This is a genomic window from Gordonia sp. DT101 (assembly GCF_049844895.1).
Taxonomy (GTDB): Bacteria; Actinomycetota; Actinomycetes; order Mycobacteriales; family Mycobacteriaceae; genus Gordonia.
Map to the genome: position 1 here is coordinate 202992 of NZ_JBNCLX010000001.1, position 21121 is coordinate 224112.

20 protein-coding genes and 1 other RNA gene are annotated in these 21121 nt (G+C 68.7%); 11 read left to right on the plus strand and 10 right to left on the minus strand.

Annotated elements, in window-relative coordinates:
• Positions 1-111: 111 nt before the first annotated feature.
• The 3 genes from panB (at position 112) to ACLQ3I_RS00940 (ending at position 3553) form a co-directional block, all read left to right on the plus strand.
• Positions 112-978, plus strand: coding sequence for a 3-methyl-2-oxobutanoate hydroxymethyltransferase (gene panB / locus ACLQ3I_RS00930; protein WP_425791786.1), 867 nt, complete (start codon positions 112-114; stop codon positions 976-978).
• A 29-nt stretch (positions 979-1007) separates the two neighbouring features.
• On the plus strand, positions 1008-1979 hold the full coding sequence (pip, locus tag ACLQ3I_RS00935) for a prolyl aminopeptidase (protein WP_425791785.1): 972 nt from the start codon (positions 1008-1010) through the stop codon (positions 1977-1979).
• A gap of 77 nt (positions 1980-2056) precedes the next feature.
• Positions 2057-3553: a CHAD domain-containing protein gene (locus ACLQ3I_RS00940; protein WP_425791783.1), complete on the plus strand. Its 1497-nt coding sequence runs from the start codon at positions 2057-2059 to the stop codon at positions 3551-3553.
• Positions 3554-3774: 221 nt separating this feature from the next.
• Here the strand turns inward: ACLQ3I_RS00940 and ACLQ3I_RS00945 are convergent, their stop codons facing one another.
• The 6 genes from ACLQ3I_RS00945 to cobC all read right to left on the minus strand — a co-directional run bounded on the left by ACLQ3I_RS00945 (position 3775) and on the right by cobC (position 9533).
• On the minus strand, positions 3775-5304 hold the full coding sequence (locus tag ACLQ3I_RS00945; protein ID WP_425799874.1) for an RNB domain-containing ribonuclease: 1530 nt from the start codon (positions 5302-5304) through the stop codon (positions 3775-3777).
• 17 nt (positions 5305-5321) lie between these two features.
• Positions 5322-5758, minus strand: an RNA gene (rnpB, locus tag ACLQ3I_RS00950) — RNase P RNA component class A.
• Between the two features lie 35 nt (positions 5759-5793).
• Positions 5794-6462, minus strand: coding sequence for a bifunctional RNase H/acid phosphatase (locus ACLQ3I_RS00955; protein WP_425791779.1), 669 nt, complete (start codon positions 6460-6462; stop codon positions 5794-5796).
• Positions 6462-7199, minus strand: a complete 738-nt coding sequence (locus ACLQ3I_RS00960; protein ID WP_425799875.1) for a zinc ribbon domain-containing protein — start codon at positions 7197-7199, stop codon at positions 6462-6464. The genes ACLQ3I_RS00955 and ACLQ3I_RS00960 overlap by 1 nt, the downstream gene beginning before the upstream one ends.
• 145 nt (positions 7200-7344) lie before the next feature.
• Positions 7345-8481 (minus strand): Nif3-like dinuclear metal center hexameric protein, encoded by a 1137-nt coding sequence (locus ACLQ3I_RS00965; RefSeq protein WP_425791775.1) that lies wholly within the window; start codon positions 8479-8481, stop codon positions 7345-7347.
• Positions 8478-9533 (minus strand): Rv2231c family pyridoxal phosphate-dependent protein CobC, encoded by a 1056-nt coding sequence (cobC, locus tag ACLQ3I_RS00970; protein WP_425799876.1) that lies wholly within the window; start codon positions 9531-9533, stop codon positions 8478-8480. The genes ACLQ3I_RS00965 and cobC overlap by 4 nt, the downstream gene beginning before the upstream one ends.
• Before the next feature lie 39 nt (positions 9534-9572).
• Here cobC and ACLQ3I_RS00975 point away from each other — a divergent pair, with 39 nt between their 5' ends.
• The gene (locus ACLQ3I_RS00975; RefSeq protein WP_425792101.1) at positions 9573-10280 is read left to right on the plus strand and encodes an HAD hydrolase-like protein; all 708 of its coding nucleotides are present in this window, start codon (positions 9573-9575) and stop codon (positions 10278-10280) included.
• Positions 10273-10755, plus strand: coding sequence for a low molecular weight protein-tyrosine-phosphatase (locus tag ACLQ3I_RS00980; RefSeq protein WP_425791772.1), 483 nt, complete (start codon positions 10273-10275; stop codon positions 10753-10755). Before ACLQ3I_RS00975 ends, ACLQ3I_RS00980 begins: the two co-directional genes overlap by 8 nt.
• 22 nt (positions 10756-10777) lie before the next feature.
• On the opposite strand, the gene ACLQ3I_RS00985 is transcribed toward ACLQ3I_RS00980, so the two are convergent.
• The gene (locus ACLQ3I_RS00985) at positions 10778-11779 is read right to left on the minus strand and encodes a zinc-binding metallopeptidase family protein (protein WP_425799877.1); all 1002 of its coding nucleotides are present in this window, start codon (positions 11777-11779) and stop codon (positions 10778-10780) included.
• Positions 11780-11860: 81 nt separating this feature from the next.
• Between ACLQ3I_RS00985 and ACLQ3I_RS00990 the strand changes: the two genes are divergently transcribed.
• On the plus strand, positions 11861-12835 hold the full coding sequence (locus ACLQ3I_RS00990; RefSeq protein ID WP_425791768.1) for an SURF1 family protein: 975 nt from the start codon (positions 11861-11863) through the stop codon (positions 12833-12835).
• Here ACLQ3I_RS00990 and ACLQ3I_RS00995 read toward each other — a convergent pair.
• A complete protein-coding gene (locus tag ACLQ3I_RS00995) occupies positions 12813-13718 on the minus strand; it encodes a cobalamin biosynthesis protein (RefSeq protein WP_425792100.1) in 906 nt (301 codons plus the stop codon). The genes ACLQ3I_RS00990 and ACLQ3I_RS00995 overlap by 23 nt on opposite strands.
• Positions 13719-13854: 136 nt before the next feature.
• Here ACLQ3I_RS00995 and ACLQ3I_RS01000 point away from each other — a divergent pair, with 136 nt between their 5' ends.
• Positions 13855-14661 carry a spermidine synthase gene (locus ACLQ3I_RS01000; protein WP_425799878.1) on the plus strand — a complete coding sequence of 269 codons (807 nt, stop codon included), beginning with the start codon at positions 13855-13857 and terminating at the stop codon, positions 14659-14661.
• 198 nt (positions 14662-14859) lie between these two features.
• Here ACLQ3I_RS01000 and ACLQ3I_RS01005 read toward each other — a convergent pair whose 3' ends face one another.
• Positions 14860-15687 carry a maleylpyruvate isomerase family mycothiol-dependent enzyme gene (locus tag ACLQ3I_RS01005; RefSeq protein WP_425791765.1) on the minus strand — a complete coding sequence of 276 codons (828 nt, stop codon included), beginning with the start codon at positions 15685-15687 and terminating at the stop codon, positions 14860-14862.
• Positions 15688-15747: 60 nt separating this feature from the next.
• Complete coding sequence (locus ACLQ3I_RS01010; protein WP_425792099.1) at positions 15748-17043, minus strand: family 1 glycosylhydrolase; 1296 nt, start codon at positions 17041-17043, stop codon at positions 15748-15750.
• A 154-nt stretch (positions 17044-17197) separates the two neighbouring features.
• On the opposite strand from ACLQ3I_RS01010, the gene ACLQ3I_RS01015 reads away from it, so the two are divergent.
• The 4 genes from ACLQ3I_RS01015 (at position 17198) to ACLQ3I_RS01030 (ending at position 20937) form a co-directional block, all read left to right on the plus strand.
• Entirely contained in the window at positions 17198-18187 is a 990-nt protein-coding gene (locus ACLQ3I_RS01015) for an alpha/beta hydrolase family esterase (RefSeq protein ID WP_425799879.1), read from the plus strand.
• A gap of 28 nt (positions 18188-18215) precedes the next feature.
• Positions 18216-19094, plus strand: coding sequence for an aldo/keto reductase (locus ACLQ3I_RS01020; RefSeq protein WP_425791761.1), 879 nt, complete (start codon positions 18216-18218; stop codon positions 19092-19094).
• Positions 19095-19162: 68 nt separating this feature from the next.
• Positions 19163-20149 carry a helix-turn-helix transcriptional regulator gene (locus tag ACLQ3I_RS01025; protein ID WP_425799880.1) on the plus strand — a complete coding sequence of 329 codons (987 nt, stop codon included), beginning with the start codon at positions 19163-19165 and terminating at the stop codon, positions 20147-20149.
• Positions 20150-20169: 20 nt separating this feature from the next.
• Complete coding sequence (locus tag ACLQ3I_RS01030; protein ID WP_425799881.1) at positions 20170-20937, plus strand: putative protein N(5)-glutamine methyltransferase; 768 nt, start codon at positions 20170-20172, stop codon at positions 20935-20937.
• Positions 20938-21121 lie beyond the last annotated feature (184 nt).

Sequence of the window (21121 nt, forward strand, 5' to 3'; positions counted from 1 at the left end):
AAGCCACAGGTCATGGGCGTTCAACCGTGCGCGCACCGGTGACACAATGGATGGCGTCCAGCCCAACCCGGGTACCTGCTTGGCAGGACTCGAGGCAGAAAAGAGACAACGATGTCCGATTCCTCGGTGTATGGCGCGTCCGAATCCACTGTTGCGTCTGATTCCTCCGCATCCGCTCCCCGTCGCCGCGCCACCCGCGTGCACCATCTGGCCCAGATGAAGGCCGATGGCGAGAAGTGGTCCATGCTGACCTGCTACGACTACTCCACCGCCCGCATTTTCGACGCGGCCGAGATCCCGGTGCTACTCGTCGGCGACTCGGCGGCGAACGTCGTGCTCGGCTACGACACCACCATCCCGGTCACCGTCGACGAACTCATCCCGCTCATCCGGGCGGTGGTCCGTGGTGCACCGCACGCGCTCGTCGTCGCCGACCTGCCGTTCGGCAGCTACGAGGCGAGCCCCCAGCAGGCCCTCGAATCGGCCGTGAAGGTGTTCAAGGAGACCGGCGCACACGCCATCAAGATCGAGGGTGGTGAGCGCGTCGCCGATCAGATCGCCGCGCTGACCGCAGCGGGGATCCCGGTGATGGCACACATCGGCTTCACCCCGCAGAGCGTGAACGGCCTCGGCGGTTACCGGGTCCAGGGCCGCGGCGACGCGGGCGACCAACTCGTCGAGGATGCGATCGCGGTTCAGGAGGCCGGCGCGTTCGCCGTGGTGATGGAGATGGTGCCCGCCGATCTGGCAGGCCAGATCACCCGCAAGCTCACCATCCCGACCGTGGGCATCGGCGCGGGCAACGAGACCGACGCCCAAGTGCTCGTCTGGCAGGACATGGCCGGGCTCACGCACGGCAAGACCGCCAAGTTCGTCAAGCGCTTCGGTGATGTCGGAACCGAACTACGTTCCGCGGCAGAGCAATACGCCGACCAGGTCCGGCGCGGAACCTTCCCCGCCCCCGAACACAGCTACTGACGGGAGCGCTCGCGCATAGGGTTGTGACCATGCGCGACTTCTACCCCAGCATCGAACCGTACGACCAGGGCCACCTCGACGTCGGGGACGGCCAGCAGATCTATTGGGAGACCTCCGGCAACGCCGACGGCAAGCCGGTCGTGTTCGTGCACGGCGGCCCCGGAGGTGGCACCGCCCCGGATCAGCGTCGGTTCTTCGACCCGGCGCGGTACCGGATCGTGCTCTTCGACCAACGCGGATGCGGTAGGTCGCGCCCGCACATCGCCGACGGCGCCGAGCTGTCGACGAACACCACCGGACACCTGATCGCGGACATGGAATTGCTGCGCACCCACCTCGGTATCGACCGGTGGCAGGTATTCGGCGGCTCATGGGGGTCGACGCTCGGCCTCGCCTACGCGCAGGCACATCCCGAGCGGGTCACCGAACTGGTCCTGCGCGGGATCTTCCTGCTACGACGCAGCGAGATCGACTGGTACTACAACGGCGGCGCGGCGCACATCTACCCCGACCTCTGGGAGTCCTATCTGGCGCCTATTCCCGACGGAGAGCGCGACGGTGACCTGGTCGCCGCCTACCACCGCCTGCTCACCTCCCCCGATCGATCCGTCGCCCAGGCCGCCGCGAGCGCATGGACCGGCTGGGAACAGGCGACCAGCCACCTGCTGCCCCGCCCACCCGGCGACGACCGGGACGGCGCCGACAAACCCCGTTTCGACCTCGCGTTCGCGACCATCGAGAACCACTACTTCGTCAACCACGGATTTCTCGAGGACGGACAGCTACTGGCCCGGATCGACCGCCTCGCCGACATCCCGGGCGTGATCGTCCAGGGGCGCTACGACGTCGTCTGTCCCACGCGCAGCGCATGGGATCTCCACCGAGCGTGGCCGAGCGCGGAGTTGCACATCGTCGACGACGCGGGGCACGCATCGTTCGAACCGGGCATCAAACATCATTTGATCACCGCGACGGACGGTTTCGCGGATCGGGCATTCTGAGACCGGCCTAGAATGCACAGACACAGCACACGTCGGGCGCGTGCATCGACCCGCGCCCAGGGACACAGGAGGACCGGGTGCCGGCATCCGAGCAGCTCGAAGTGGAACTGAAGTTCGATGTGGATGCGGGGCACACCGCACCCGACCTCCGAGTCCTGCCCGGCGTCATCGGTGCGACGGAACCCGAGACGTTCAGTCTCGATGCCACGTACTTCGACACCGAGAACCTCGACCTGGCCGGTAACCGGATCACCTTGCGCCGCCGCACCGGTGGCCACGACGCCGGATGGCATCTCAAGCGCCCGGCCGCGGCGCGCGGCGCGCGGCGGGAGCTCCAGCTCGGCTTCGACGAGGCGCCGGCCGATGGCGAGGTCCCGACCGACCTGATCTCCCCCGTGGTGGCACTGACCCGGACCCGCAGGCTCATCCCGGTCGCGGCCGTGTCCACGACACGGACCGTGACGACGCTGCTCGGGGCCGATGGGCAGCCCGTCGCCGAGTTCGCCGAGGATCTGGTCACCGCGCAATCGCTGCTGCCCGGTGGACATTTCCAGGAGTGGGCCGAGTGGGAGTTCGAACTCCTGGGCAACGACCCGCACCCGCGCCTGCTCAAGACCGCGGAGAAGACCCTGCGTGGTGCGGGCGGTCGCGAACCGTCGTCGGCATCCAAACTCGCACGTGCGATCGGTTCCACTCCGACCGTGGTCGAACCGCACCTCGGCAAGCGGCCGACCGCGCTGGAACTCGTGGTCACCGACATCGCCATCCACCGCAACTCGCTCATCACCCAGGATCCGCTCGTGCGCACCGACGCCGACGACGCGGTGCACCAGATGCGGGTGGCCTGCCGACGGCTCCGCAGCGTGTTCTCCGGATTCCCGACCGTTCTCGACGCCGAGCGCACCGATCACATCGGTGGCGAGCTGAAGCTCCTCGCGAGGATCCTCGGTGATGCCCGCGATTCGGAAGTCCAGCTGGCACTCGACGAGAACCTCCTGAAGGCCGAGAACGCCTCGCAGTCGCTGATCGCCGAGCTCGCCGGCACGGAGATCGCGATCCACGACCGGGCGATCAAGGCCGCGCATGCCGCGATCGACTCCGACAGGTACTTCGCCCTACTCGACGCGATCGACGAGCTCATCGCGTCACCACCGCCCGGACCCGACGCCGATCTCGACGCGACGATCGCCGTGGACCGCGCCATTGCCAAGAGCCGCAAGAAGATCCGCAACGAGCAAAGCGTGTTGTCGAGCCTGACGGAGGGCTCCGAGGAATGGGCAGAACAACTGCACACCATTCGTAAACGCGCGAAGCGGCTGCGTTACAGCACCGACGCCGCCGAGCCTCTCGACAGGAAGCGGTACCGCAAGGTCGCCACGATCGCCAAGCGCGTGCAATCCGCGCTCGGCGACTACAACGACAGCCGGATCAATCGCGCTCGGGTGGCCGAGATCGCCGGGTCCGGGAAGCTCTCCGGCCCCGACATGTTCGTACTCGGGCGCATCGATGCCCGGCAACAGGCTGACGGCGAGCGGGCCATCGATGCCTACCGCAAGGCCGCCAAGGACATCTGACCACGGCACGAGCGGGCCCGCGATTCCGGCGAACGTGCACAGTATCCCGTCGAACGTGCACAGTATCCCGTCGAACGTGCACAGTATCCCGTCGAGCGGGCCCACGTCGTCGTCGCGGGCCACCCCACCCGCACGATCGGCGCGAAAGTGCGCACGGTCGACGAGGTTCTGCGCCCGGTCGGCGAGTGGCGACGGCGCAGCACCACCGCGAGATGCATCGTTCACCCGCCGGCGGGGACGAACAGCACCTTTCGGGCCGACGGGTCGGCGACCGTGAGGACCACCGAGATCCCGCGCCCCTGCGCCGGATCTCCGTCGCACGGGGCGATCACCGCGGGGTCGGCGAGGAAGACCTGCGCGGCTCGGTGTTCGGTCGCCGCGTGCAGGACGACGGCGTCGAAGGTCTCCCCCACCCGGCCCGCGAGTACGACGGCCTCGGTCAGATCGATGCTCGCGCGGTCGGCCGACGAGGCGAGGGAATCCGCCGCCCGCAGGATCTTCGGAAGGGTCGGCAAGGCCCGGGTCACCCAGTCCGGCACCGGGTTCCCAGAGGTGACGGCGAGGCACACCTCGGTGGCGAAACGATCGCCGAGCCGTCGCAACGGTGCGGTGACGTGAGCGTAGAGCCCGGCAATCGCCGCGTGGCGCAGCCGGTCGGGCGACGGCGTTTCGCGCACATCGCCGTCGCCATTGCTCCCCAGTGCCAGATAGTCGGCACCGCGCATCAGGGTCGCGCCCACCGACATCAACGCGAGGGTCGCCGGTTCCTCCCTGGGCAGCCCCGCGAGGAACTGGCCGGGTGTCACGTCCGCGGGCCAGTCGACGTCCAGCGACGTCGCCGTCGCGCGCAGCGCGGACACCGCACGAGGATCCGCGGGCGGCAGGGTGCGCAGCAGGCCGATCCCGGCATCGGCCATGATCTGCCCGGCGCACATTCCGGTGAGCAACGACAGCTGCGAGTTCCACAGGTCCGCCGGGGTGTGCGGGGCGAGCCGCAGGGTCCACCCGGCGCCGGGAGCGGAGCGAGCGGGCCGAATCGAACCGGCGCCGGGAGCGGAGCGAGCGGGCCGAATCGAACCGGCGCCGGGAGCGGAGCGAGCGTCCCCGCCGTCCCGGACAACTTCTTGATCGGGCAGATCGAGTTCGACCGCACCACGATCGAGTGCGACTCGATGCCGCAGTTCGCCGAACGCGGGCAGGGCATCGATCGACGGATGCAACCGCCCCGCCGCGGCATCGGCCGACACCCCCGCATAGTCGAGCTTTGCGACCGACCGCACCGTGGCCCGGGCAATCGACACGTCGGCGGGCTCGCCGTCGGCGCCGACCCGGATGGTCCACAGCACGCACGGCCGGGTCTGGTCGGGCAGCAGCGATCCCGCGCCCTCCGACAGCGATCGCGGATGCAGCGGGACCGAGCAGTCCGGGAAATAGACGGTCGTGCCGCGCCGGCGGCTCTCCGCGTCGAGCGCCCCCTCCGGTTCGATCAGGGCCGCGACGTCGGCGATCGCGTAGTTCACCACGAAACCCTCGCCATCGGCGACGATGTGCACCGCCTGGTCGAGATCCATCGAGGTCGGCGGATCGATCGTGACGAACGGGAGGTCGGTCCGGTCCTCGCGAACGGCGGCGAACCGGTCGACGGGGTGATCGGCCTCCGCCTGCGCGGTCGCGCCGTAGTCCTCGCTGACGCCGAGTTCGTTCCGTACCGCGTCGAAGTCGAGGTCGGGGGCGGACAGTTTGCGCTGCACGTCACCGACTGTAGGGGCGAACGAGCCGGCGTGTAAGCCGGATCCTGTACCCGGTCTCGCGGTTCTCACCACGAGGCGGGCGGCGACCATCCATCTGGGTACTCCGTCGCCGGGTACCTCGAGCGGCCCACCCGCGGGCTCGGGCGAGCAGCCCTCGAACACCCGCGCACCCGCACTCCCGGTCACCCCGGGGTGCGAGCTTCGGCCTTGCTCCGGGTGGGGTTTACCTAGCCGACGCGGTCACCCGTGTCGCTGGTGCGCTCTTACCGCACCGTTTCACCCTTACCGCCCCGACGGATCGGGGCGGCGGTCTGTTCTCTGTGGCACTGTCCCGCGGGTCACCCCGGGTTGCCGTTGACAACCACCCTGCTCTGTGGAGTCCGGACTTTCCTCGGCGAGCGGCGTACCCAGAGGTCTGGGCCGTTCCGACCGCCGCGGCCGCCCGGCCGACTCGTTCGCCCACACAGGATAGCGGGCCGTGGTCACGAGTCAGTCGAGGTGGCCGGTGTCGTTCACCAGTCGCACGACGGATCCGCCGTCAGGATAGAACTCCGCGATGGACAACGATGCCAGGTCCAGATGCAGCCGGAACAAGAGTTCGGGCCCGGTTCGCAGTGCGTCCCGGAGCATTGTCTTGATCGGGGTGACATGCGATACGACGAGCACGGTGGCACCCGGATAACGCTGCAGCACAGCATCTCTGGTGGTGGCAATCCGCTCGGAGACCTGGGCGAAACTCTCCCCGCCGGGTGGCGCAACCGTCGTGTCGCCGAGCCATCGGGCGTGCAACTCGGGATCACGCTCGGCGGCCTCGGTGAATGTCAGGCCCTCCCAGTCACCGAAGTCCGTCTCGATGAAACCGTCGTCGATCTCGACAGCGAGTCCCAAGCGGTCGGCAACCGCCTCCGCGGTCGACCGTGCGCGCTGCAGCGGCGACGAGATCACCGCCGCGATCTCTGTGTGCACGCCGAGCCGCTGCGCCGCAGCCGCCGCCTGCCGACGTCCGAGTTCGGTCAACGCCGGGTTCCCGCGCCCCGAGTAGCGACGCTCCACCGACAGTTCCGTCTGCCCGTGCCGCAGCAACAAGATCCGGGTCGGGTGGGCCCGTTGGCCCTGCCACGTCGGCGCCCGGCCGCCAGATCGCGCAGCCGTCGCCATCAGAGACCCGATTCGGCCGTCCGGACCAGGACTGCGCCGCATTCCTCACAGCGGACCACCTCGTCGGCGGGTTTCGCCGCGATCGAGGCGATGGTGCCGCGATCCAGCTCCATCCGGCATGCACCGCATCGGCGGGCCCTCAGCAGGCCCGCGCCGATCCGGCCGGTCGCGCGCTGCTTCTCGTACACCGCAAGGAGTTCCGGTGTGATCTCGGCCGCGATCGATTCCCGCCGTGCCGCGACGGCGTCGTGATCGGCCGCGATCCCCGACAATGCGGTGTTCCTGCGCTCACGGGTGGACGCGACCTCGCTGTCCAGGTGTTCGATGGTCGCGGCGGCCCGCTGCTCTTCGGCGGTGACCGCCTCCTGCTGCTCCATGACGCCGAGCAGATCGTCTTCGAGAGACGCGCGACGACGGGCCAGGCCGGACAACTCGTGCTGCAGTTCGGAGAGCGCCTTGGGCGCGAGTCCGCCCGCGGTCAGCTGCGCGGAATCCTTGGCCTCCCGCGAGGCCATCCCCGACACCTCACTGTCGATCCGCCGATACTCGCGAGTCAGGTCCTCGGCGGAGATCTCGGCGCGGACCAGATCATTGCGCGCGGATTCGATCCGCTGGTCCAACTCGGTGATCTCGGTGTCCTCGGGCAGGTGCGTCCGACGATGATCCAGCCGAGCGAGTTCGGCGTCGGCGTCGGCCAGGTCGAGGAGTTGTCGCTGGATTCCTGCGTCCACCTTCACTGTGCAAACCTCCGCGATACGCGCACGCGATGTGCTCTCGTCACCAATGCCTCATCCCTCTGCTGTTCTCGTGCCCGATCGCCGCCGACAGCGGCAGATGGGTGCCCCACACGGTACGCGCCCGGCCACGGCCGGGAACACCGCGTCACGGCCGGCCGACGACGGCGAACGGGTCGGTCGGCTCGCGGTACACCGCGACGTCGACAGCGAGGGACTCCGACAGCAGGGTCGCCGCCTGCCCACACCACGGGAACTCGGTCGCCCAGTGCCCGGCGTCGACGAGAGCCGGCCCGCCGCGGCGGCGACTCTCGTCGGCCGGGTGATGCCTCAGATCCCCGGTCAGGTACACGTCGGCACCGACCGCTGTCACCGTGTCGAGCAGTGAATCGCCTGCACCGCCGCACACGGCGACCAGCTCGACGCGGGCGTCGAGGTCTCCCGCCACCCGGACGCCGGACGGACTGCTCAGACGCTCTGCCGCGCGTTCGGCGAACTCTCGCACCGTCATCGGGGAAGCCAGTCGTCCGAATCGTCCGAGACCCACGACGTCTGCGGTCTCGGCCAGTTCGAGGATGTCGAAAGCCGGTTCCTCATACGGATGTGCACCGCGCAACGCAGCGAGGACCGCTGCCCGCAGACCTCGCGCCGCGACCATCTCGATCCGGTCCTCATCAACGCGAGTGCGCTCCCCGATGACCCCGATCGCCGGATTGGCCGCGTCCTGGGCCTCGAACTGTCCGGTGCCGACCACCGACCACGAGCAGTCGCGGTATTCTCCGATCGCACCGGCGCCGGCCGCGAACATCGCCTCGCTCACCTGCTCGGCGTTGCCCTCTGGCACCATCACAACCCATTTGTCGATGGGCGCAGCAGGTTTCGGGTCGATCGGGACGGTGTCGACGAGGCCCATGAGTTCGGCCAGCGCATCGGACACCCCGGGCCGCGCGCTGTCGGCGTTGGTGTGCGCGGTGAACAGAGCGATCCCCGAACGGATCAGACGATGGATCAGCCGTCCCTTGACGGTGTCCGCCGCAACAGAATCCACTCCGCGAAGCAACAGCGGATGGTGGGCGACCACCATCTGTGCACCCGATTCGACGGCCACGTCCACCACGGCGTCGGTGACGTCGACGCACACCAGCACCGATCCGACGGGCTCGGTCGGATCCCCACAGACGGGGCCCACCGAGTCCCATGGCTCGGCGAGCCGTCGGGGGTACGCGCGATCGAGCACCTCGATCACGTCCGCACCGGTCACGTTCGCAGCGGCGGATATGGTCATGATCCGAGCTCCTCTCGTACTTCGTCGATGGCCGCGATCAACGACCGGGTGGTCGCCGCATCGCGCACCGCAAGCCGCAGGTGCCGGTCGTCGAGCCCCACGAAATTCGCAGCGCTCCGGACGGCGAATCCCTTGTCGCGCAATCGTCTCTTCATCTCGAGGGCGTCGGGCATCGCAGTCAGCACAAACGACGCGCTCGGTGCCACGCAGACCTCGATCCCCGCGGCGGTCAACTGCGCCACCATCTCCGCCCGGTCTGCCGCGATCACCTCGGCCTGCTCGCGGGCATACCGTTGCCCCTCGGGGCCGACGCATTCGGTCAGCGCGGTCAGTGCAAGGGTCCCGAGCGGCCACGGACGACGGCCGACGGTGAGCCGCCCGATCACCGCCGCCGCGGCGAGCAGATAACCGGCTCGCAGGCCGGCCAAGCCGAATGTCTTTGTCACGCTTCGGATGACGATCACGTCTTCGGCGCGGTCGCCGGCGATCGACGCAGGCTCACTCTGCCGGGTCCCTGGATCGAGGGTGATGTCGGCGAATGCCTCGTCGACCACCACCAGCCGCCCCGGCCTCCGCAGACTCTCGATGGCGGACACCGGATGCAGCACCGACGTCGGGTTGGTGGGGTTGCCGAGCACCACCAGATCCGCGTCGTCGGGCACCGCGTCGGGCACCAATTCCCACGGCGGCGGCAGGACCACGTCGGTGATCGGTACCCCCGCGGACCGCAGGGCGAGTTCGGGTTCGGTGAACGACGGCTGGATCAAGGCGGCATGCCGGGGCGCCAGGCGCGGCAGCAACTCGAACCCCTCGGCGGCGCCGGACAGCAGGAGCACCTCGTCGCGCGGCCTGCCGTGCGCCGCTGCGATGGCGGTAATCGCCTTCTCCTGATCGGAGATCGACGGATACTGCGCCAGATCGCCGATCCGACGTGCGATCGCGTCACCGATGAACTCCGGCGGGCCACTTCGCACGTTGACCGCGAAGTCGACCAGGCCGGGTTCGGCGTCGGCATCGCCGTGACGATGCCGCGCGAACAGCCCCGATGTCATAAATCACCAGCCTACGTGCACGATGGAACAGTGACCGACATGCCTGAGGCCGCCGACGTCCTGCCCGCCCGACCGGATCCCGCAGACCCGGCCACCGTCCTGCTCATCGATCTCGACGGCACCATCACCGACAGCTTCACGGGCATCGCCAACAGTTTCCGGCATGCGCTGGCCGAGGTCGATGCCCCTGAGCCGGCCCCGGAAGTGATCGCGGGCATCGCGGGCCCACCGATGATCGACACCCTCACTGCCATCGGCCTCGATCAGGAGACCGCCGATGCGGCCATGCGCGCATATCGCCGGCGTTACACGGATGTCGGTTGGCTGGAGAACTCCGTCTTCGACGGCATGCCCGGTCTCCTCGAAGATCTGGCCTCGACCGGACGCACGCTGGCCGTGGCGACCTCGAAAAACGAAGGCACCGCCCGAGCCATCCTTGATCATTTCGGGCTGGCCCACCATTTCCGGTTCATCGCGGGCGCCAGCGACGACGGCACCCGTCGCGCCAAGTCCGACGTAATCGCGCATGCCCTCGCCCAATTGGGGATCTCGGCAGACCCCGCCACACATGTGACCGATACGCCAGTGGTGATGCTCGGTGACCGGGCCCACGACGTCGAGGGCGCAGCGTTGTTCGGTATACCGGCGATCCTCGTGCGTTGGGGCTACGCTCTGCATGGGGAGGACGACGCGGCCGCATGGACGGTCGGGTCGATCGCACATCTGCGCGAGGTACTTGGTGTCTGAGCAACTACACGTGTGTTTCGTGTGCACCGGCAACATCTGCCGGTCGCCCATGGCACAGAACATCTTCCGCTCGGCGCTCGACGACGCCGGGCTATCGGACCGCGTCCGGGTGACCAGCTGCGGCACGAGCGGGTGGCACACCGGCGAACCCGCCGATAATCGAGCGCGCACGGAGTTGCTCGCCCACGGCTACTCCGATGCGCACGTGGCCGCACAGCTCTCCCCCGTCCATTTCGACGCCGACCTGCTGGTGGCGATGGACGCGGGGCACGTCCGCGAACTGGAGCGCAAGCGTCTCGGCGACCGCGTACGACTGTTGCGCAGCTTCGACCCGACCGCCGGACCCGACGACCTCGACCTCAACGATCCCTTCTACGGGACGGGTGAGGACTTCGCGATCACCCGCGAACAGATCGAGAGCGCCGTCCCGGGACTGTTGGCGTGGGTACATGCGACGCTCGAGGAGTCCGAGTAGTCCGCGGTGGACCCGCCGCGGCTCAGCCGGGCAGAACGAGGTTGTGGACGAACCGGATCTTCTCGAGGACCCGCTCCGGAAGGACGAACGGGTAGAGATCGGGATGCCCCATCGAGCGGTTGATCTGGTTCAACGCCCAAGTGAGCGGTAGCCACCACTCCACCAGCTGATCGAAACCGACGTCCCCCGGCAGGACACTGTCGAGCGTCGAACCGGACGGTGCCATCGCGAACGCCGCCGCGGTGTCCAGGGTGTCGCGGATGTGCAGATAGTGCGCGAAGGTCTCGGCGAAGTCCTCCGCGGGGTGCATCGTCGCGTACGACGACACGAAGTTCTGATGCCATCCCGTCGGTGCGCCCTCGGAATAGTGCCGGTCCAACGCCGCCTGGTAGTCGTCGTCGGGATCGCCGAACAGGTCCTCGAACGCCTGCCGAACCGTGTCGTCGACCAGAACGGTCTGGTAGTAGTGGCCGATCTCGTGCCGAAAGTGGCCCAGCACGGTGCGGTATGGCTCGTCGAGTTCGACGCGCATCTGCTCGCGGTGCACATCGTCGCCCTCCGCGAGGTCAAGCGTGATCACCCCGCTCGCATGTCCCGTGGTCACCGGTTGCGTGGCACTCGACAGCAGGTCGAACGCGAGCCCCGTCGCTGGTTCCTCGTCGCGCCCCTGGATCGGAAGGCGCAACTCGTCGAGTTCGAGAACCACCCGACGCTTGGCCGTCTCCGCCCGGCCGAACTCCACCAGCGCGTCGGTGTCGTGGTCACCCGGCCGCGTCCGGGTGAGCCGGCACGATGTGCACAGACTCGGCACGCCCGACCACGGAACCAGCCAGTTGCACTGTGCCACTTTGTTGTTCGTGCATCGCTCGAGAAGCTGGCCGTCGACTTCGACGCGGCCCTCGTCGTCGAGCACATAAATGGTGCGTGCCGGGAGCCAGAATCCCAATGCGCTCTTGCAGTGCAGACACAGGCTGTTCTCGAAGGAAAGACGCTGGCCGCACTTTCGGCAGAGGAAATCTCGCATTTCGTCCACGCTACCCTGGGCAGCCCTGTTTTCGGTGGTGGCCGCGTATGTGCGGCCTCGGCGGCTCGGTACCGTTGAGGTGTGCGCGTGGTTCGGATGTTCCTACGCCCCGGGTGGATCGCCCTGGGTCTGGTCGTCATCGCCTTCGCGGTCCTCTGCTTCACCCTCCTCGCCCCGTGGCAGCTGGGTAAGAACAGTGCCACCGAGGAGCGCAACGACCTGATCAAGTCCGCGATGTCCACGCCCTCGGCGACCTTGGGATCACTCGCACCTCCGGGTGCGGCGTTCAAGCCCACCACGGAATGGCGCGAGGTGACCATGACGGGTCACTACCTCACCGATCGCGAGGTCCTGGTCCGCCTACGTTCGGTGGACGAACGGCCCGCCGTGGAGGTCCTCACCCCGTTCGCCGCGACCGACGGTTCCCGCGTGGTGCTCGTCGACCGGGGATTCGTGCGACCGGACCAGGGCGCACTGCCCGACGTTCCCACCGCGCCGAGCGGCGAGACCACCATCACCGCACGCATCCGTGCGAGCGAGGGAACCAGTCCCGGCCGCGGCGCCCACGAGGAGGGTGGCACGCGGGCCGTCTACACGATCGATCCCGCCGAGGTGGGCCGGGCCGTCGACACCACCTTCGACCCGTTCTATCTCCAACTCTCCCCCGACCAGCCCGGCTCGCTGGGCGAGATCCCGCTACCGCAGCTGGAATCCGGCCCATACCTGTCCTACGGGCTGCAGTGGCTGGCCTTCGGCATCATGGCGCCGCTCGGTGCCGGGTACTTCATCTACTCCGAGATCCGCCAGCGCCGGCGCAACACCGCGGCCGCCGTGTCCACCGACGAACAACCCGACGGGACCTCGCCCGTCGCTCCCGCGGCCGAGGACGCCGAGTCGGCGGCGCCGCGGAACCGCCGGGCACGCGTCCGCGCCGACCTCCGTGAGGCAGGGGCCGCGTCGGGGGCCCGACAACGCGGCCAGATCGGCTCCGGTCCGGACGCCGAAGACACGTCGGCCGACGTGCGCGCCAAACTCAGCGACCGCTACGGCGGCTGACCAGGAGCACCACCGCCGCCGCCCCGACGGCCGCCGCGGTCTGGACACGGCGGGACAGGACGACAGCGGCACGCAGGTCAGATGTCCGGGGCGCGGGTCCGTCGCCCAGCAACGGCCGCTGCTCGACACCGTAGGGATATTCGGTGCGCCCACCCAGCGTGACCCCGAGCGCGCCCGCGAACGTGGCCTCCACGACGCCGGCGTTGGGACTCGGATGTGCACCCGCGTCGCGGCGCCAGGCCCGCACGGACCTGGCGGGAGCTCCGCCCAGCACGACCGTCAACGCTCCGGTGAGCCGCGCGGGCGCCAGATTCGCGAGGTCGTCGAGACGCGCCGCCGCCCATCCGAACCGCCGGTACCGTTCGCTACGGTGCCCGACCATCGCGTCGAGTGTGTTGACCACGCGATACCCGATCAGCCCGGGCATCCCGGCGAATGCCGCCCAGAAGAGCGGCGCCACCGTGGCGTCGGACGTGTTCTCGGCAATCGATTCGAGAGCGGCACGGACAATCCCCGCCTCGTCGAGAGCCTCGGGATCTCGTCCACAGAGGCTGGGAACCAGCTGTCGCGCGCCCTCGATGTCCTCGGAGTCGAGCGCATCGGCCACCGCGTCACCGACCCGGATGAGCGTGGTGCCACCGAGCACCGACCAGGTGGCGAGTGTCGTGATGACAGTCCTGGTCCCGACCGCGGGCACCCGGTCGGCCAGCTCTCCGACCGCCCAGCCGGCCCCGAGACACACGCAGGCGAAGACCGCCCCCGCCGGGCGATTGTCCCGGTAGAGCACCCGTTCGGCCGCGCCCGCCGCGCGCCCGATCCCGGCCACCGGGTGCCACCGCCGCGGATCGCCGAGCAGGCGGTCGGCCGCGACCCCGGCAAGCAGGCCCAGCGCGACTCCCGCATCGCGGTGGCGGGTCAGCGATGGACCACGACGACGGGTCTTGATGCGGCCGGACACGGAGGCGATCGTATCCGCGGGCGAGCCGGCGTCTCGTCCGGCCCGCATAGACTCACGGGCGATGGCCAGAACCCGCCCAGAACCCGTCGCCGGGAGGCACTCGATCGACACCGGGGTCGCCGAGTTGTCCCGCGATCCCATCGCGGGCGGGTGGTTGCTCACGATCAACGGGGCCCAGAGTTCACACATCCACCCGGACCCAACGGTTCTCGATTTCGAGTACATGCGCCAGATGGCCGCGGTGATGGCAGACCGCTACGGCGCCGACGCGTCATTGCGCGTCCTGCACCTCGGTGCCGCCGCGTGCGCCCTGCCGCGGTACCTCGCGGATCGTCAGCACGCCACACGCCAGGTCGCCGTCGAGATCGATGCCGAGCTGGCGCGGCTCGCCCGCGAGTGGTTCGACCTCCCGCGAGCACCTCGGCTACGAATCCGCGTGGGTGACGGCCGCGAGGTCCTGACCACCCTGACCGAGAACACCCGCGACGTGATCGTCCGGGATGCGTTCGCGGCCGCCCGCACACCGCGGCACCTGACGACAGTGGAGTTCACCGAACAGGTCCGTCGGGTCCTCGCGCCCGGCGGACTCTACCTGGCCAACTGTGGCGACGGCCGCGACCTCACTCTGGCACGCGCCGAGGTCGCGACCGCGGCCGCCGTTTTCCAGGATGTCGCCCTCGTCGCGGATGCCGCGATGCTCAAGGGTCGCCGCACCGGCAATATCGTGCTGGTCGCCGCGGACAGCCCGATCGACGACACCCCGGAACTCATCCGCACGCTGCTCAGCGATCCCCAACCCGCGAAGATTCTGACCGGCCGGCGGGCGCGCGAGTTCGCCTCGGGCGCGGTCATCCGCGACGATCACTGACGGCTTCGCGCCCGGCGCGGCTCGCGCAACGTCAGCGCATCGCAGGCGCGACCTGGACGTTTGTCCCGGTCGTCATCCGGCCGGATGACAAGGGATTTCCTCTGGTGAAGTGCCACGTCTGGACAGCGGATTCGTATCGAACAGACGTTCGACCGGACAGACGTACGCCCGAGCAGGGCGACTGCCCCGGGTCCGACCTCAGATGACGTAGTCGAGGTTGTCGAGGATCGCGGTACCGAGCGCCCGGTCGCCGTCGATGGCCACCCGCCCGGGGTCGGCGGTGCGCCGCCCCCCGGCCAGTCGGGCGAGGTCGCGCGCATCGAGAGTGAGCGCCACGTCGGCCGACTGATCGCCGCCGGCGAACTCGTCGACGGCCACCGCGCGATCCCCCACCTCGATACGTATCGCGCGCGAGACCACGCCGCCGATCCGCATGAGCACCGACGTCCCTTTCGGCGTGGCGGCCCGCTTACCCACCACGAACGGCAGGGACGCGGCGATCTCATCGAGCGCGAGCTCCGCGGGAACGGCATCGGTCGGGGCCGACCCGTCGGTGCTGTCGCGGATGTCGATCTCGTGCATCCAGCAGTCGAAGACCCGGATCCGCATGAATCTGCCGTAGCTTTCCGGGCCCGCGGGGGTCACCGAGTCGGCGTCGAACTCCTCCTGGGTCATCCGCGTCAGCATGTCGGTCCGGACCGCGACGATCTCGCGATAGGCGGCCATCACCTCACCACGCGACGAACCACGGAAATGGTCGAGCCATCTCTCGTTGAGTTCGCCGATCGGGTTGCGCACATGGTCGAGCGCGCCGACGTCGCGGCGCGGTTCCACCTCACGTCCGGCGAGCATGCTCTCGGTGCCGATCACGTGCGCGATGACGTCGGCCATCGACCAGCCCGGCAGCACCGAGGGCGCCGACCACTGGTCGTCGGACAGCGACGTCGTCAACGCGTCGAGTGTCGCCCATTCGGCGGTCAGGGCGGTGACGATGGATGAGATGGGCAGTGAGGTCTTGGCAGCCACAGCCGTCCTCCTGGTGATGTCGGTCGATCGGACTGCGTGTGGGCTGACGCTGTCCGCGGATCAGTGCACGGGTTCGACGCAACTGGCCGGTGCGGCGACGAGCGAACAGTACTCGGCCGGACGCGTCGGACGATAGTTCGGTGGCACGCCGTTGTCGGCGGTGATGCGCCGGTAGGTGGCCACCGCGTCGGTGGGTCGCCGCGTCAATGTCGGGTCCGACGTCACGTTCACCGTGTAGAGCCCGAATCTCGGTGTGTAGCTTCCCCATTCAAAGTTGTCGGTCAGACTCCAATAGTTGTACCCGATCACGTTCATACCGTCACCGCGGGCCCGCTGCAGCCAATAGACGAGGTCGCGCAGGTGATCGCCACGGCGGTAGCCATCGGCTCGGGCGGCACCGTCGCGGGTGGGCATGCCGGACTCGACCACATACAGCGGCTTGCTCGGATACCTGCGGCTGTAGTGCCGTAGTGCGTAGTACAGACCGTCGGCCGACACGGGAGCCAGCCAACTGTCGTCGGTGAGCGCATGCCAGGCACCGGTGTTCGCGGGTGAGATCGAGTAGTAGTAATCGATGCCGATGAAATCGAGGGTGTCGGCGACACGATCGACGAACTGCGTGTCGAGCACCGGTTCGACCGTCGGGACGTAGGCGACGTTCGACGACACCATCGCCGAAGCGTCACGGCCGTGGATGTAGCGATAGATCTCCCGATGCACCCCGACGAGACGATCGAGCATCGCCGGGACCTCGGGCGCCGCGATCGCACCGGTCCGGAGTTCGTTCGTCACGTACACGGTGGGTTCGTTGATGGTGATCCAGATCGGGTGATACCGGCTGTAGCGGTCGACCACGCGGCGCGCGTTGCGCAACCACCATGCCGGGGTCGCCGGGTTCGCCCAGCCGCCACGATCGGCCACCCAGCCCGGATACACCCAGTGATCGAGGGTGATCATCGGCCGCATACCCGCGGCGACGATGGCGGCGATCATCGCGTCGTAGTAGGCGATCTCGGTGCGGTCGAGCACACCCGGGCGGGGCTCGATGCGCGCCCACTCGATGCCGACGCGATACACCTTCACACCGAGCGCCTTCGCCAGCGCGATGTCGCCGCGGTAGCGGTGCCGGAAGTCGACCGAGGTGCCGACCCGATCATGCGTGGCACCCGAGGCGACATAACGCCGCCAGTTGCTGTCCGGCGAGAAGCCCTCGCTCTGGAACCCCGATGACGAGACGCCCCAGTCGAAGTCGCGGGGCAACGCCGCGGGCGCCGACGATCCGGCGATCACTGCGGGCGCGCCGATCGCGGCCGGGATCCCCGGTGCGGCGACCATCACGATCGTGGCGGTCACCATCGCAATCAGCACGGCCAGGCGGGGATGGCGACCCAATGGGGTGTCGGCGGTGAGCACGCGCTCAGAATGTCAGATCGCATGCACCGAGGTACGGATTTGGGCGTCCGGACCACTTCCCGCCACCCGTCGCATGCCCGACAACTACAGTGATGCGGTGCACGACAACCCCCGCACTCGTCGACGGCGCGGCACGTTCGTCTGGAGCGTTCTCGTGGCGGTGGTGACGATCGTCGGGGCCGGTGCAGCATCGGCCCCGGGAGTGACGGGTCAGGCCTCGGCGTCGCCCGCCGATCCGCGGCCGGCGGCCGGGTGCCCCTCGCTGCGAGCGGGCGACACACTCAGCAGGTCGGTCACCGTGCGTGGGGTACGCCGGACGTACCGGATGCACGTTCCGACGACCTACAGCGGCCGGCCGGTGCCGTTGGTCCTCGCCTTTCACGGCCGCGCCGAGCGCGGTGCGACCTTCGAGCGCTACACCGGTCTGTCCTCTCTGCCCGCGATCACGGTGTACCCGGACGGGCTGCGCGGCGCCGACGACAGCACCGCCTGGGAGGGTGCGCCGTACTCGTCACCGCGCGCCGACGACATCGCGTTCACGCGCGCCATCCTCGGCGCGGTGCGATCGAGCGCCTGCGTCGACCGGAATCGCACCTATGCGGTCGGACGATCCAATGGCGGCGGCCTGGTGGCGATGCTGGCCTGCCGGATGCCGCGTGAATTCGCCGGCTTCGCCACGATCAGCGCGGCGATCTACACCCGCACATTGCAAGGATGTTCGCACGGTCCGCCGATCTCACTGGTCGACTTCCACGGCACCGCCGACGGGGTCATCCATTACGGCGGCGGCACCAGATTCCACGCGCGCTATCTCTCGACGCCGGCCTGGTTGCGGACCTGGTCCGCCCGGGCCGGGTGTGCCGACACCACGGTGACGATCCCGCGGAACTCCGTCGTCGATCGTGTTTCGTGGCCGTTCTGCGCGCATTCCGGTCACGAGATCGTGCACTACCGGATCCGCGGCGGAACCCACCGATGGCCGGGTTCGATGGGGAATCGAGTGCTCGGAAGTGCCGCCGATACCGTGTCGGCAACACAATTGCTGTGGCAGTTCTTCATGACTCACCCCCTCTACGGTTCGTCGTGATCCGACGCTTCCGGCCTAGCCTGGAGGCATGAGTACAGATCTCCCGACCATCGAGCTCACCACCGGCGCCCTGATCCCCCAGCTCGGTCTCGGCGTGTGGCAGGCCGACGACCGGGACACCGAGCACGCCGTCGGGTATGCCATCGGCACCGCGGGCTACCGCCACATCGACACGGCAGCCGCCTACGACAACGAGGCGGCCGTGGGGCGCGGGATCGCGACGTCGGGAGTCGACCGTTCCGAGATCTTCGTGACCACCAAACTATGGAATGCCGACCATGGTGCCGATCGGGCACACGCGGCGATCGACGCCAGCCTCGACAGACTGGGCCTCGACCACGTCAACCTCTACCTGATCCACTGGCCACTGCAGGACACCGCACGGATGGTCGAGACCTGGCGGGCCCTGATCGAGATCCGGGACTCCGGGAAGGCCACGTCGATCGGAGTCTCCAACTTCGAACCGCACCATCTGACCGCGATCATCGACGCGACCGGCCAGGCACCCGCGGTCAACCAGGTGGAGCTGCATCCCCGTATGGCGCAGCGAGAACTCCGTGCGTTCTGCGCCGACCGTGGGATCGCGGTGGAGGCCTGGAGTCCCCTCGGCGGCAGCGGTGCCGGCTGGGGCGTGGATTCCATCCCGAACACACTGCTCACCGACCCCACGGTGACCCGGGTCGCCGAACGCCACGGCCGCTCGACCGCCCAGGTCATGATCCGATGGCACCTGCAGTCCGGCGTCATCGTGATCCCGAAATCGGTGCACGACGAGCGCATCTCCGCGAACATCGACGTCCTCGACTTCGAGCTCGACGACGACGACATGGCCGAGATCGCGACACTCGACACGGGTGAGCGGGTCGGCGCCCACCCCGACGAGCTGAACCTGGGCGCTCCCGACTAGGGGGCGGCATCGGCGACGCGTCGGTATTGAGGTCACCATCTGTCCGCAAAAGGCGGCAGGATGAATCCATGTTGGAAACGTCGGCCCGATTGCTGGCTCTGCTGACCTTGTTGCAGACGCGGCGCGACTGGTCGGGCGCGGACCTCGCCCGGCGCCTCGAGATCACCACCCGCACGGTCCGGCGGGACATCGACAAACTCCGTGAGCTCGGCTACCCGGTCGACGCGACGGTCGGCGTCGGCGGCGGGTACCGACTCGGCGCCGGAGCGGAGATGCCGCCGCTACTCCTCGACGACCAGGAGGTCCTCGCCGTTGCCCTCGGGCTCAACGAGATCACCACGGGGTCGGTGGCCGACATGGCGGATGCGTCGGCCGGCGCCCTCACCAAACTGCGTCAGGTGATGCCGTCGCGGCTGCGCCACCGACTCGATGCCCTGACCATGGAGGCGGTCCCGCGCGAATCGCGCACCTCGGTGTCGGGGGACGTGCTCACCGAGATCGCGACCGCGTGTCATCGCAGCGAACGCCTGAGATTCGACTACCGGCGCGGCGACGGGGCGGAGAGCCGCCGGGAGGTCGAACCATACCGATTGGTGCGGAGCGGTTTGCGTTGGTATCTGGTCGGCTGGGACCTCGGTCGCGAGGATTGGCGATCCTTCCGCGTCGACCGGATGGAACCCAAGACGCCCACCGGACCGCGTTTCATTCCCCGGGACCTGCCAGAAGGGGGTGCGACCGGGTATCTGACGCGCAGCCTTGGTGCGGTGTACCGGAAGGCGTCGGCGCGCGTGCGGATCCACGCACCGATGGACGTGGTCGAACCCATGGTCGACGCGGCATGGGGCACCATCGAGGCCGGCGACGATCAAGGCTGCGAACTCGTGCTGTTCAGCACGTCGTTGGTGAGCATCGCCCGCTGGCTGCGGGCGTTCGAGGCCGATTTCACCGTACTGGGCCCGCCGGAGCTGGTGGACGAATGCCGAGTGGCGGCGCGGTATCACGATGACCTGGCCGCGCGCTATCGACGAGCCGTGGACGGGGCAGCTTTCCGGTGAACCACGCGTCCGCAGAAACCTTGTCTCGCACCGTCTCCCGACTGCGAGACGCGGGCTGCGTGTTCGCCGAGGAAGAAGCGGACCTGCTCATCGGCGACGCCGCCGACGACGCCGAACTGGAGGACCTCCTCGGGCGGCGGGTCGCAGGCGAACCGCTCGAGGTGGTGCTCGGATGGATGATGTTCCGAGGCCTTCGGATCGAGGTCGATTCCGGCGTCTTCGTCCCCCGGCAGCGGACCGCATTCCTCGTCCGGCAGGCGCTGGCCGTCACGCGGCCGGGTGCGGTGGTCGTCGACCTCTGCTGTGGCACCGGTGCGATCGGCCTCGCGATCGCCACCGAACTGCCCGGCATCGAACTCCATGCCTGCGACATCGACCCGGTCGCCGTCCGGTGCGCATCGCGCAACCTATCGACCGTCGGCGGTGCGACGTGGTGCGGGGACCTCTTCGATCCGCTACCGGGTCGGCTCCGCGGCAACGTCGACGTCGTCGTGGTCAACGCTCCCTATGTGCCGACCGCCGAGATCGCGATGATGCCGCCCGAGGCCCGCGACCACGAGCCCCGGCACACGCTCGACGGCGGTGGTGACGGTGTCGATGTCCATCGTCGGGTCGCCGGCTCCGTCGGTCGCTGGCTGCGGCCGGGCGGGCACGTGTTGATCGAGACAGGTGATGTGCAGTCCCGACTGACCGCCGAAGCGCTCTCCGCCGCGGGACTCGCGACGACGATCGCATCGTCGGAGCAGATGTGGGCGACGGTGGTGATCGGAGCACCCCAATCGGCATGAGACGACGGCTGTGCTGCGTTCGGATGAACGGAGCGCATAGTTCTGTCGTCACCGGCCGGTCACTCCAGGCGCAGCGGCAGCCGTATTCACTATCTTGAAGTCAAGGAATCACATCATGAACATCTTTCGGGCCGGTGCCGTCTCGAGCGCAGCACTGGTCGCGATCATTCTCGGCGCCGGCATG